12 protein-coding genes are annotated in these 12,009 nt (G+C 66.2%); all 12 read right to left on the reverse strand.

Translation table 11 applies throughout. The features are described from left to right. Positions 1–9 precede the first annotated feature (9 nt). Positions 10–1,455 (reverse strand): type II secretion system ATPase GspE, encoded by a 1,446-nt coding sequence (gene gspE, locus F1609_RS10660; RefSeq protein ID WP_167076394.1) that lies wholly within the window; start codon positions 1,453–1,455, stop codon positions 10–12. Between the two features lie 22 nt (positions 1,456–1,477). Continuing rightward, positions 1,478–3,721 carry a type II secretion system secretin GspD gene (gspD, locus tag F1609_RS10665; RefSeq protein ID WP_167076395.1) on the reverse strand — a complete coding sequence of 748 codons (2,244 nt, stop codon included), beginning with the start codon at positions 3,719–3,721 and terminating at the stop codon, positions 1,478–1,480. After that, on the reverse strand, positions 3,721–4,500 hold the full coding sequence (gspN, locus tag F1609_RS10670; protein ID WP_167076396.1) for a type II secretion system protein N: 780 nt from the start codon (positions 4,498–4,500) through the stop codon (positions 3,721–3,723). Before gspN ends, gspD begins: the two co-directional genes overlap by 1 nt. Then, positions 4,497–5,030 carry a type II secretion system protein M gene (locus tag F1609_RS10675; RefSeq protein WP_167076397.1) on the reverse strand — a complete coding sequence of 178 codons (534 nt, stop codon included), beginning with the start codon at positions 5,028–5,030 and terminating at the stop codon, positions 4,497–4,499. Before F1609_RS10675 ends, gspN begins: the two co-directional genes overlap by 4 nt. Then, entirely contained in the window at positions 5,027–6,244 is a 1,218-nt protein-coding gene (gspL, locus tag F1609_RS10680) for a type II secretion system protein GspL (RefSeq protein ID WP_167076398.1), read from the reverse strand. The genes F1609_RS10675 and gspL overlap by 4 nt, the downstream gene beginning before the upstream one ends. An 18-nt stretch (positions 6,245–6,262) precedes the next feature. Next, positions 6,263–7,276, reverse strand: a complete 1,014-nt coding sequence (gene gspK, locus F1609_RS10685; RefSeq protein ID WP_167076399.1) for a type II secretion system minor pseudopilin GspK — start codon at positions 7,274–7,276, stop codon at positions 6,263–6,265. Further along, on the reverse strand, positions 7,276–7,968 hold the full coding sequence (locus F1609_RS10690) for a PulJ/GspJ family protein (RefSeq protein WP_167076400.1): 693 nt from the start codon (positions 7,966–7,968) through the stop codon (positions 7,276–7,278). Before F1609_RS10690 ends, gspK begins: the two co-directional genes overlap by 1 nt. Next, positions 7,965–8,357, reverse strand: coding sequence for a type II secretion system minor pseudopilin GspI (gene gspI / locus F1609_RS10695; protein WP_229421776.1), 393 nt, complete (start codon positions 8,355–8,357; stop codon positions 7,965–7,967). Before gspI ends, F1609_RS10690 begins: the two co-directional genes overlap by 4 nt. 13 nt (positions 8,358–8,370) lie before the next feature. After that, positions 8,371–8,841, reverse strand: a complete 471-nt coding sequence (gspH, locus tag F1609_RS10700) for a type II secretion system minor pseudopilin GspH (protein WP_167076437.1) — start codon at positions 8,839–8,841, stop codon at positions 8,371–8,373. A gap of 24 nt (positions 8,842–8,865) precedes the next feature. After that, positions 8,866–9,300, reverse strand: coding sequence for a type II secretion system major pseudopilin GspG (gene gspG / locus F1609_RS10705; protein ID WP_229421802.1), 435 nt, complete (start codon positions 9,298–9,300; stop codon positions 8,866–8,868). A gap of 314 nt (positions 9,301–9,614) precedes the next feature. Continuing rightward, a complete protein-coding gene (locus tag F1609_RS10710; RefSeq protein ID WP_167076402.1) occupies positions 9,615–11,735 on the reverse strand; it encodes an amidohydrolase family protein in 2,121 nt (706 codons plus the stop codon). Between the two features lie 69 nt (positions 11,736–11,804). Further along, on the reverse strand, positions 11,805–12,009 hold a 205-nt coding region (locus tag F1609_RS34285), incomplete at its 5' end, for a hypothetical protein (protein WP_206752953.1).

Below are 12,009 nucleotides of genomic sequence, written 5' to 3' on the forward strand. Positions count from 1 at the left end.
GTGTTCGGCCTAGTCCTTGGTCACGCGCAGCAATTCGGCCTGCGTGGTGGTGCCGTTGTCGAGCCAGCGCTGGCCATCCTCGCGCATGGTTTTCATGCCGCTGGCCTGGGCCGCGGTGCGGATTTCGGCTTCCGAGGCGCGGTTGTGGATCTGGGCGCTGATCTTGTCGTTCGTCTCTAACAGTTCGTACACGCCGACCCGGCCGTGGTAGCCGGTCTGGCCGCACTTGTCGCAGCCGACCGCCTTCCACTGGACCGAACGGCCCTGCGGGGTTTCGACTTCGTCGCGCACCTTGCAGTGCTCGCAGAGTTTGCGCACCAGGCGCTGCGCCATCACGCCCAGCAGGGAGGACGACAGCAGGAACGGTTCGATCCCCATGTCGAGCAGGCGCGTGACCGCCGCCGCCGCATCGTTGGTGTGCAGGGTCGCCAGCACCAGGTGGCCGGTGAGCGAAGCCTGGACCGCGATCTGCGCCGTTTCCAGGTCGCGGATCTCGCCGATCATGATCACGTCCGGATCCTGGCGCAAGATCGCGCGCAGGGCCTTGGAAAAGCTCATGTCGATGCGGGCGTTGACCTGGGTCTGGCCGACCCCGATCAGGTCGTACTCGATCGGGTCTTCCACGGTCAGGATATTGGTGGTCGACGCGTTCAGGCGCGAGAGGGCCGCGTACAGGGTGGTGGTCTTGCCGGAACCGGTCGGCCCGGTGACCAGCACGATGCCGTGCGGCTGGTTGATCAGCTCATCGAACTGCGGCAGCAGGGCCGCGTTCATGCCCAGGTGCGACAGGTCGAGGCGCCCGGCTTCCTTGTCGAGCAAACGCAGCACCGCGCGCTCGCCATGCCCGGTGGGGAGCGTGGAGACGCGCACGTCGACCGGTTTGCCGCCCACGCGCAGGGTGATGCGGCCGTCCTGCGGCAGGCGTTTTTCGGCGATGTCGAGCTGGGCCATGATCTTGATGCGCGAGATCAGCGAGGCGTGGATGGCCTTGCGCGGACGGACCACGTCGCGCAGCGAACCGTCGATGCGAAAGCGCACCACCGAAGTCTGTTCGAACGGCTCGATGTGGATGTCGGAGGCGCCTTCGCGCAAGGATTGGGTCAGCAGCGCGTTGATCATGCGGATCACCGGGGCGTCGTCGGACGATTCGAGCAAGTCTTCGATGGCCGGCACGTCCTGCAGCAGCTTGGTCAGGTCGAGGTCGGCGTCGAATTCGTCGGCCACCTGCGAGGCGTCGCCGCCGGCGCCGGCGTAGGCGCTGGCAATCGCCGCTTCCAGCTCGCTGCGCTCCATCGAGCGCAGCGCAATGCGCCCGAAGCGGCGCGAGACTTCCGCGATCGCCGCCGGCGCGGTCGCGCCCGAGACCCAGACTTCGATCGGATGCTCGCCATTGTCGGGCGAGCGCGCCAGCACGCCGAAGTCGCGTGCGAAGGCGTAAGGTAAGAGGTTGCTCATCGCTGGATAGTCCGCTTCTTCATCACTTCGTGGCCGGGCGGTACATGTTCACATCGGCCGGGTTGATCGTGGCCGGGGCGCTCAAGGGGCGCTCGGTGGTGCTGCCCGGCGCCGGGGCCGGCGTGGCCGGGGCCTGGGCCGGACGTTGCAGCATCGGCGCCATGGTGCCGCCCGGCGGCGGCTGGCCGTTGGTCAGCGGCGGCAGCACCGGGGTGCCGTAGTCGGGCATGAGGATATTGTCTTTCGGTCCGCCCACGGCCTGGCCGGCCGAGCGCATGAAGTCGTAGCGGTCGGTGGCGATGACGTTACTGTCTTCCTTGCTGCGCACGATCACCGGGCGCAGGAACACCATCAGGTTGGTCTTGGTGCGGCCGCGCTTGCGGTACTTGAACAGGTTGCCGAGCACGGGAATGTCGGCCAGGCCGCGCACGCGCTCTTCGTTGTCGCTGGTGTCGTCCTTGATCAGGCCACCTAAAACGATGATCTGGCCATCGTCGGCGATCACGTTGTTCTCGATGATGCGCACGTTGGTGGTCACGCCCGAGGGCGCGGCCAGCGAAGACTGGTCGACGTTCGAGGTCTCGTGGTAGATCGCCATCTTGATGGTGCCGCCTTCCGAGATCTGCGGACGCACCTTGAGGGTCAGGCCGACATCCTTGCGCTCGATGGTCTGGAACGGGTTGCCGCCGGCGGCGCCGCCGGTGTTGGTGGTAAAGCTGCCGGTGATGATCGGCACGTTCTGGCCGACCTTGATGGTCGACAGTTCGTTGTCCAGGGTGAGCATGTTCGGGGTCGACAGGATGTTGGCGTTGCCGGTCGTTTGCAGGGCGTGCGCGATCGCGCCCAGGCCCAGTTCGCCCGCGATCTGCTTGAACACGCCGATCGACAGGCCGGCGCCCGGCGTGGCCGCGCGCCCGGCCGCGGCCAGCTTGAGCAAGGCGTTGTTGCCGGCCACGTTGGTCGAGTTCTGCAGCGCGCCGACCCGGTACTTGCTGTTTTCGGTGCCGGTGATGCCGAGCCACTGGACCCCGAATTCGGCCGCGTTTTCGGCGTTGACTTCGACGATCAGCGATTCGATGTAGACCTGGGCGCGGCGCACGTCGAGCTGGTCGATGACGGCGCGCAGGTTGCGGTACACCGCATCCGGCGCGGTGATGATCAGGGTATTGGTGGACGCGTCAGCCTGGATGAAGCCGGCTCCGCTGCCGCCGCTGCCGCCGCTGGTCTGGTTTTGCTGCGCCATGCTGTTGCCGGCGCCGCTGTTCTGGTTGTTCCCGCCGGTCATGCTGTTGCTGGCGCCGCCGCCGCTGGCCACGCTGCCGCCGGTGGTGCCCTGCTGCTGCTGGGGCAAGGCCGAGGAGTCGGACGAGACCACCGCGCGCAGGGTTTGCGCGAGCTTGGTGGCGTCGGCGTTTTTCAGGTAGACCACGTGCACATTGCCCGCTTCCGAGGTCGGCTGGTCGAGCTTGGCGATCAGCGACTTGGCCAGGTTGGCGCGCGCCGGCGACGGTGCGCGCAGCACCACCGCGTTGGTGCGCGGATCGGCCACCACCGAAATGCGGCCCGAATCGCCGCCGGCGCTCGGCTCCATCAGCTTGTTGACCATGGTGGCCAGGTCGGAGGCGATCGCGTGGCGCACGGGAATGACGTCGAGGTCGGCCGCCACCGGGGCGTCGAGCGCGGCGACGATCTTGGCCAGGCGGCGCAGGTTGTCGGCGTAATCGGTGATGACCAGGCTGTTATTGCCCGGATTGGCCATGATCGAATTGTTCGGCGAAATGAGCGGGCGCAAGACCGCGGTCAGGTTGGCCGCCGATTCGTGGCTCAGGTGGAAAATCTGGGTGGCGATCTGGTCGCCCTTGATGCGCGCCCCGCCCACCCCGACCTGGGTCGGCGACGATTGCAGCTTCGCTTCCGCTTCCGGCACTACCTTGGCGTAGCCGTCGCCGGTGACCACGGCGTAGCCCTGCAGGCGCAGCGCCGAGGTCAACAGGCCAAAGGCCTGGGCCTTGGTGACCGGCTTTTCCGAGGTCACGGTCAGGGTGCCTTTGACGCGCGGATCGATGATGAAGGTCATGCCGGTGTAATGGCCGACCGCCTTGATGACCGATTCGATATCGGCGCCGACGAAATTGAGGGCGGCCGACTCGTCCGGGGCCGCCAGCGCGGGCGCCGGGGCTCCCGCGACCGCGCAGCACAGCAGGACGCCAGCGGCGATGCGGCGCAGCGCCGGGGAAGGGAAAGTGCTCAGTGACTGTTTTTTCATCATTTAAACTCTAAGGCGATAGTTTTCTTGCCGTCCACCATTCGGCGCTGGCCCAGTAAATTCAGGAGATTGCCCAGCGTTTCTTCATATCCATCGGCGGCCTGTGCCGTGCCGGAAAACTGGAAGCGGCCCTGGTTCAGGCTGCCCTTTCCCGCCAACAACAAGGCGCCGCGTTCGGTCTTCAAATTCAGTTTTGCCTGCTGCCCCTGCCAATCCATGGTCATCTTGTAGCTGCCCAGTACCTTGATCGGGGCCATGCGCGAGCCCATCTCGTTCAGTTCCAGGGTGGTCACCCCGTCCACCGCGATGGCCTTGCCGCCATTCATGGTAGCCAGCCCCAGGGTGGTCCACGACAGCTTCATGTCGCCCGACAGCGCCAGGGTGTTGAGCGGCGCGCCCAAGCCGGCCAGGCCCTGGGCCGGCAGCAGCAGCGCGGCCGGACTGACCTGCCACTGCGACCAGCCGCCGGTCAGGCGCACCGGCTGGGTGAGCGCCAGCGGATTGTCGAGCGTCATCTCGACCGAGCCGAGCAAGGCCAGCGGCGACAGGGTCCAGGCGAAGCGTCCCGGCAGCAGCGGCGTGACCGAGCCGCCCGGCCCCGGCGCGCCGCCAATAAAGGCCGAGCCGCGCCAAAGCGTACCCTGCGCATCCCCCAGAGTCAAACGTCCGCCGGTCTGGCGCTCGACCACGTCGCCCAGCCAGGTGGCCGGCGCGAACGCCAGCACGGTGAGGGCGACGGCCAGCACGATGGCGCCCAACCATAGCACGGCGCGCATCATCGGGAACCCGCATCCGCGTTCTGGCGCAAGGTAATGGTGGCGTCGACCTGGCCGGCCGGAGGCGAAGCCGTGGTGGGGACGGTAATCGCCGCTTCCAGCACGCTGATGCGGTTTTCAAGGCGCTGCGCTTCGAGCCAGGCGTACAGATTGGAAAACGCCACGCCGCTGACCTGGATCTTGGCGTATTCGCCGGTCATGCTGACCTGCTCGGGCTTGATGCCGCGCGCCGTCAGGCTGGCGTTGAGGGTCTCGCGCGACATCGGCGTGACCTGCGGCGGGGTCTGCCCGGCCAGTTCGGCGGCGGTCTTGGCCAGCGATTCGAGCTGGGCCTTTTGCTGCTTGAGCAGGGGCAATTCCTTGCGCAGGCGCGCGCTGCCTTCCAGCGCGGGCGCCAGCAACACGCTGTACACCAGCGCCAGCAGCGCGATGGCGCCGCCGATGCCGAGGAACTTGCGCTCCTGCTCGGTGCGCGCCATCCAGTACAGCGCCAGCTTGTCCTTGAAACCGGTCACCGCGGTCAGGGCGCTCATGGTTTCGCTCCGGCGCTGCGCACCAGCAAGGTATTGGCGGCCACGTCACTGGCGTCGAGCTTGTGCTTTTGCAGGCCCGGCTTGAGGTTGGCGACCAGGGCCGGATCGGCGCCCTCGGGCTTGACCTTGACCGTCATGGCGCGTTCGCGGAAGGTGATCGAGGCCAGCTCGGGCGGCTTGCCCAGGGTGCGCATGGCTTCGCCCAGGGCGGCCGCCTGGAAGGTGAATTCCTCCGGGCCGACCTGGCCCGAGGCGCCGCGCGACTGGGCGATTTTCTGCTGCATCTGGCGTTCCAGGTTGTTGCTGATGACGGTCTCCTTCGGATAGGCGGCGCGGAACACCTGCACCATGCCGGTGCGCGTGTTGTCGGCTTCGCGCTTCAAGCGCAGCCACTGGTAATTGATGCCGGCCAGGTTGACCGCCAGCGCCAGCAGGGCCAGGCGCACCGGCCACTTCCAGCGCTGCCAGTCGCGCGTGCGGGCGCCGGCCGCGCCCAGGCCCGGCACCAGGTCGAGCACCATGCTTTTCGAGCCGGCGATCCAGTGCGCCCAGTGTTCGGCTTCGAGCGTGACGGCCGGTCCCGCTTCGGCCAGCAGGGCCTGGTATTCGCCGAGCTGCTGCTCGGGCACGTACAAGGTCAGCGGCGTGTCGCCGGCCAGCGCGCGCACCGTTTGCAGGGCCAGCGCCGGTTCGCCCGCCAGCGCCAGCCCCAGGCCGTGATACTGGCCGTGGCGGATGGTGATGCCGGTGGCGTCGATGGCGGCCGAGGCATTGCCCGGCGCCAGCGGCAGGCACAGCTGGGCGGGAAAGGCCGACACCGCGCGCGCGCCCATGGCCAGCAGCGCGCGCACCAGCGCTTCGAGCCAGGCGCGCTGGGCCACCGCGATCGGGCGCATGCCGTCCGCGGCGGTGGCGGGCGCGGCCACCAGCACGCATTCTTCCGGATCGCCCAGCACTTGTTCTTCGACCAGGTTGGGCAGCGCGGTACGCAGGCGCGCCGCCGACAGCGGCGGCACCTTAATGTGCAGCAAGGTCACATCGGCGGCGGCCAGCAACAGCACCACGCGCCGGCTCGATGCCACCAGGTCGCCCATGCCTTTGAGCACGCCCTCGCCCTGCTGGATCAGGGCGCCACCGTCGGCGACCAGCGCGAAGCGGGCCAGGGTCCCTTCGCTGTCCGCCCTGGCCGGATGCCGGATATATAAAGTAGTCAAACCATCTCGCTTTCGTTCTTAATTTTGCCGTACCCAGACGGTCGTGGTGGTGACACGCTGGTCCAGCCCGCGCTTGACCAGCGCTTCCGCGTCGAGCGCGGCCCGGTCCAGGCGGATCCGGCTTTTTACCAGGAAAAATTCACTTTTTAAACTATAGGTTTTCTTGATCACGTCACCTTCATGGCTGAACAACTGCCCCTTGAAATCTTCGTCCTTGCGGAAGAACGCGGTCTTGCGGCGCGCCGCCAGGGCGGTCGCTTCCGAGACCGACATGCCGACCACGATCGCGGCCAGCACTTCGGCCGGGGCGGTGTTGACGTTGATACTGGTTTTTTCGGGCAGCACGATGGCGAACGGACGCAGGCGGTTGACCGTCTCGACGGTGTAGCCGGGAATGGCGAGCAGGTCGTCGAGCTGGGTCAGGGCCAGCGGCACCGTGCCGCTGGCGACCGGCGCGCTCACCACGTCGGGGTCTTTCTTCGCCGGCTGGCCGTCTTCCTCGAGCTTGACCGGCTCCGGCAGCGCGCCCGCGGCCACCGCCAGCGCGGTGCGCTGGGCCAGGGCCGGATCGAGCTGCAGGTTTTGCAGCAGGCGCTGGTAGATTCCGACGTGCACCTTGTCGACATCGCGGCCGTTGGCCAGGTTGAGCAGGTTGTAGCGCGCGGCGGCGTCGGTGATCTCGCCCGACAGGGTGGCGTCGAACACTTCGCCCTCGATGCGCTCGCGCTCGATGTACTGGTCGAGCCGGGTTTCGGCCAGCGGCGTGTTCCATACCGCGTTCAGGGTGGTAAACCCGGGGTTGTCGATGCCGTCCTGGCGCAGCACCAGGCGCGCCCAGTCGAGCGCGCCGCGCAGGATCCACTTGGTCTGCAAGTGCAGGCGCTGGTTTTCCATCGAGCGCACCTGGACCTGCTGCTGCCAGAACAGGCTGGCGACGATGGTCACCGACAGCATGGTCAGCAGCAGGGCCGTGATGATGGCCACGCCCTGCTGGCGGCGCGGATAGGAGCGGCGCATAGGCTGTCGGCGCATCACATGCCTCCCAACAGAAAGAACTTGGTCATCACGGCCGCCACATTGTCGACCTGCAACTGTACCTGGAGCCCGGTCGGCGCGACGCCGGGCGGGACCGTACCCTGCTGTTGTTGTTGTTGCTGCTGCAGCAGCAGCAACTGCGCGTTGGTGACGGCTTGCGCCACCGGCTGCGTGTTCTGGCGCCAGCCATTGTTTTCCCACATCATGACCTGCATCGCGCTCACGCCCGATTGCAGGGTGACCGAGGGGCTGGTGTCGGCATTGCTGATGGCGGCCTGCCACATCACGTCGAGCTGGACCAGGTCGCGCGTGCCATTACTTTCGCGCCGCGTGAGCATGCGCTCGACCACACGGTAAGTGACCACTTGCAAACGGGCCGCGTCGTTTTCGTTGTAGACGCTGCGCACCAGGGTCAGGCGGTCGGGCGCCGCCAACAGGTAGGGACGGCCCTGCAGCAGGCCAGGCGTGGCCAGGTGCTCGCAGTCGCTCTGCATCTGGGCAAAGGCGAGCTGCATGCCGCGCGCCGATTCGAGCTGGAGGGTGAGCGCTTCGCGCGCGCGCACGATGCTGTCCAGGCCGCGATAGCCGAGCACCGCCACGATGGCCAGGATACTGATCGCCACCAGCAGTTCAATCAGGGTGAAACCACGCTGCCGCTGCCGTTTGCCGTACTGCCCGCGCCGACTCATTCGTTGAGCACCAGTTGGACCAGCTTGATGATGCGGCGCTCCGGACTGGCGCTGTCGACCACGCTCACCTCGACCCGGCGCAGGCGCGGGTTCGGGCTGGCCAGCACTTCTTCATTGCACAGCAGCTTGAGGTCGCCCTGCGGGCATTCGAAACTGTTCTTGCCGATGCCCGGATATTCCTTGGCCAGGCGGATCTGCACCAGGCGGTTTTCGGCCGACCAGGTGGCCATCATGGCGGCGCGCAGGCCGGCGCTGTTGGACGTCAGGCTGCCGACCGCGCGCAGCGAGGCGCCCAGCGCGGTGCCGATGATGACGAGCGCCACCAGCACTTCGAGCAGGGTGAAGCCGGACTGGCGGGAAGACGGATAACGTTCGGAAGCGCGCATCATGTTTTCTGCTGGTTTACTCAACGACAAAGTGGCCGATACCGTCGGCCCGGATGGCGACCCGGTCGTCGCCGATCGCCAGGGTCAGCACGAACGGCTTGTCGACCGGCTCGCGCCCGAAGGTGATGCGCACCGGACCGCCGCCGACCGAGACCGGCGGGTCGAGCAGCAACTGCACCGGCGCGCCCTTGAAGGGGCGTTCGCGCAGCAGGTCGTCGCGCGTGACCGGTTCCCAGACCGCTTCGTTACGCACCAGGAAGCGATAGCGTTCGGTATCGGCTTCGAAGGCCACCAGGCGGTTGCGCACGATGGCTTCGTCGCGCGCCAGCTGCAGCAGCAAGGCCAGGCGGCGCGCCTCGTTCTCCAGGTTCTGGCGCGGACTCGGCATGGCGTTGATCGACACCATGCCCAGCACGATGCCCATGATGACCATCACGACCATCACCTCGATCAGGGTGAAGCCGCGCGCGGCGCGCAGGGCTTTCATGGTGCTCAAGCGGCCCGGCCTGGCTTACTGTTCCCAGGAACCGATATCGGCGTCGTCGCCGGTACCGCCCGGCAAGCCGTCGGCGCCGAGCGAGAACACGTCGACTTCGCCCTGCACGCCGGGCGAGAGGAACTGGTACGGGTTGCCCCACGGATCCTTCGGCAGTTTATCGATGTAGCCGCCCGCCTTCCAGCCATTGGCGGTCGGACCACTGCTCGGCTTGGCGATCAGCGCGTTCAGGCTCTGGTCGGTGGTCGGGTAGCGCTGGTTGTCCAGCTTGTACAGCTTGAGTGCCTGGTTCAGGCTGGCGATATCGCTCTTGGCGGCGGTGATGCGCGCCTCCACGGTGCGGCTGAGCAGCCTTGGCACGACCAGCGCGCCGAGGATGCCGATGATGACCACCACCACCATGATTTCAACGAGGGTGAAGCCCGGGGCGCGCATGCCGGTGGAGCGCATGCCGCGCGCAGGGCGCTGGCGAAGAGAAAGTTTTGCAGCGAGTTTCATAGTCAGTCTGTATAAGTTCTACGATGAAGTCGGAGTATAAGGCCAATAAGGCCCGCCGTCGCTATCCAACTGCGGGCTATTTTGCGTCATCCCGCCGTCATAATTGCGCAGGTGGAAGCTTCCGTTGCAGGACGTCATACAAGTTACCTTGATACACCCGGCAGCGCTGTCGATCGGGTGATCGACGGCCTCATTGTAAGGCAGTGCGGCGGCGCTTTCCAATGATGGACGAATCGACAGCGCCGCCGCGCGCACCCCTTGCGCGATCAGTGGTGATGGCGGGCGCTGCTGCCCGTAAAGCGATGCAGCGCGCCATCGTTGCCGCCCTCGGCCAGGTTGCTCGAAACCGGCACCAGCGCCTTGAGCATCGGCGCATCCTTGACGAAAGGCAGGATGCCGAGGGCCTTGTCGACTTCATGCGGGTAGACCACGTAACCGCGCGTGATCACCGCCGCCACCTTGCGGATGTCGCCGATCTGTTTGGTCGGATCGCCATCGACCAGCACCAGGTCGGCCAGCTTGCCTTGCGTGATGGTGCCGCGCTCGGCCAGGGTGCGGGTGTAGCGCGCGCCGTTGAGGGTGGCGACCTGGATCGCCTGGGCCGGCGTGAGGCCGGCCTTGACCAGCAGCTCCAGTTCAGCCTGCAGGGTGAAGCCGGCCATTTCATCGGTGCCGGCCACGATCGGAACGCCCGCTTTATACAGGCGCCCGACGAACTCGACCATCTTGGCGTAGGATTTTTCGTACAGCTTCTGGGCCGCTTCGTCGGCGATCTTCATGGTACCGACATGAAAGCCGCGTTTCACGTCGGGCGGCATATGCTCGGCCACGGCCACGAAAGGCTCGTTGAGGTCGCCGTCGCGCTGTTTCAGGAAAGCAAACGTGGCCAGGGTCGGATCGATCACGATCTGCTTCGCTTTCAGGCGCGCGATGAATTGCTTGACCCGGGGCGAATCGAAGTCCAGGCCCGCCACTTTTTCGGATGGCAAAATGAAGCGTTCCAGGGTACGCGTTTCGGTTTCCGGCGTGGCCAGGAAGTTGAGCATGACCTGGTTGATGTGCTGGATTTCATCGTAGCCGGCGTCCAGCGCTTCATGCGCGCGCAGGCCGACCGGGATGTGGCCCGACACGCGCATGCCGCGCAGGTGGGCGTAGGCCACGGTGTCCTTCAGGATCGCTTTCGGGAAGGAATTGTAGATCTTCAGCTGCGGGTAGCCGTGTTCGGCGTACCAGTCGATCGCGTTCTTTGCGGCCGGCAAATCCTTGACCACGAAGCCGCCATTCGACGAGAACGGGCTGTCGCCTTCCAGGAAACCGGTCGGCACCACTTGCGGCGAGAGCAGGCGGCCATCGGCGACTTCGTCGAGGATCTGCTGCAATTGCGCGTTATCGTTGCCCATGTCGCGCACCGTGGTCACGCCGGCGGCCAGGTTCAGGCCGCCGTCCCAGCGGCCCACGTGGCCATGCATGTCGAACAGGCCGGGCAGCATGATGCGCCCGGCCGCGTCGATTTCGTTGAGCGCGCCGCGCACCGGGGCGCCGGCCGGCAGGATCGCGCTGATGCGTCCGCGCAGCACGTACACGTCGGACGGCGCGCCGACGGTGGCTTTTTCGCTGTCGAAAATGCGCGCATTCTTGATGACCGTCAAACCGGTCAGCTTGTGCTGGAGAGCGCCGGCGAGGTCGGTCAGCATTTTGCTTTCGGCCAGTTTCTGGCGTTCGGCCAGCACCTTGCCGACGCTGTTCCAGCCTTCTTCGGCGGCGGTCATGAAGCCGGGGATCACCATCGCGAACAGGCGCGGCCTGGCGTCGGTGGTGGCCCAGTAGAACTGCGGCGACATGCCCAGGCCGGTCTGGGCGAACAGCTGCACCTTGCGCGTCTTGCCGTTGGCGGACACGTCCACTTCATCGAGCTTGCGCTGGGTCAGGGTGCCGGATGGCAGCAGCGGCAGGCTGCCGGTGGGGCTGGCGGCCAGGGCGGCAATCGCGATCGAGGCCATTTCCGCCGAGCCGTTCAGGGGCACGTACATGGCCGGGCCGACGATCGACTTTTCTCCGCTTTCGGAGGTCGATTTCCAGCTGGCCTTGTCGCCCTTGCGTTCGAAGCGGTCGTCCACCACCGCGCCGTAGGTCGAGTTGCCCTTGACCGTGTAGTCGGTCATGGTGCCGTCGGCGCCCAGGCGGAATTGTTCGGTCAGCTCGGGGCCGCGGCCGTTGTCCTTGTAGATGAAGCGTACGCGGGTGAGGCCATCGTCGTCGCGCTCGACGACCTGTTCACCGATGCGCTTGCCGTTCTCGGCATGCATTTCGTAGCGGATGGTCTGGGTGGCGGCATGCGCCGACCAGCTCAGGGCGGCAGCGACAGCAAGGACGAGCGGACGTTTCATGTGATGCATCTCCTGGACGGGATGGTGGGAATTGTGCTGGGTTGCAAGAATAGCACGGCGAAGTACGGTCTAGAGCAATGTCAGAAAGACAAATGCACAAATGATGATGTTGGGGGAGAAGGGCGAGGGTGTCCGGGGTGAAAAGTCCGCTAGGAGTCTGCGCGGCAGAAACTGATGCAATCCGAATGGTGACGAGGTAAACTTGTCAAATGACGACGAGCTACCTTCCATACGATCAGCATCAGCAAATGCTGCTTCCCCATGCTTTGCAAGA

It is taken from the genome of Massilia aquatica, from assembly GCF_011682045.1.
GTDB lineage: Bacteria > Pseudomonadota > Gammaproteobacteria > Burkholderiales > Burkholderiaceae_D > Telluria_A > Telluria_A aquatica.

Excerpts from the sequence above, each read along its gene's own strand:
- gspN (WP_167076396.1), bottom strand. The coding sequence starts at position 4,500 with ATGATGCGCGCCGTGCTATGGTTGGGCGCCATCGTGCTGGCCGTCGCC.
- gspH (WP_167076437.1), bottom strand. The coding sequence starts at position 8,841 with ATGAAAGCCCTGCGCGCCGCGCGCGGCTTCACCCTGATCGAGGTGATG.
- gspK (WP_167076399.1), bottom strand. The coding sequence starts at position 7,276 with ATGCGCCGACAGCCTATGCGCCGCTCCTATCCGCGCCGCCAGCAGGGC.
- F1609_RS10710 (WP_167076402.1), bottom strand. The coding sequence starts at position 11,735 with ATGAAACGTCCGCTCGTCCTTGCTGTCGCTGCCGCCCTGAGCTGGTCG.
- gspE (WP_167076394.1), bottom strand. The coding sequence starts at position 1,455 with ATGAGCAACCTCTTACCTTACGCCTTCGCACGCGACTTCGGCGTGCTG.
- F1609_RS10690 (WP_167076400.1), bottom strand. The coding sequence starts at position 7,968 with ATGAGTCGGCGCGGGCAGTACGGCAAACGGCAGCGGCAGCGTGGTTTC.
- F1609_RS10675 (WP_167076397.1), bottom strand. The coding sequence starts at position 5,030 with ATGAGCGCCCTGACCGCGGTGACCGGTTTCAAGGACAAGCTGGCGCTG.
- gspI (WP_229421776.1), bottom strand. The coding sequence starts at position 8,357 with ATGATGCGCGCTTCCGAACGTTATCCGTCTTCCCGCCAGTCCGGCTTC.
- gspD (WP_167076395.1), bottom strand. The coding sequence starts at position 3,721 with ATGAAAAAACAGTCACTGAGCACTTTCCCTTCCCCGGCGCTGCGCCGC.
- gspG (WP_229421802.1), bottom strand. The coding sequence starts at position 9,300 with ATGCGCTCCACCGGCATGCGCGCCCCGGGCTTCACCCTCGTTGAAATC.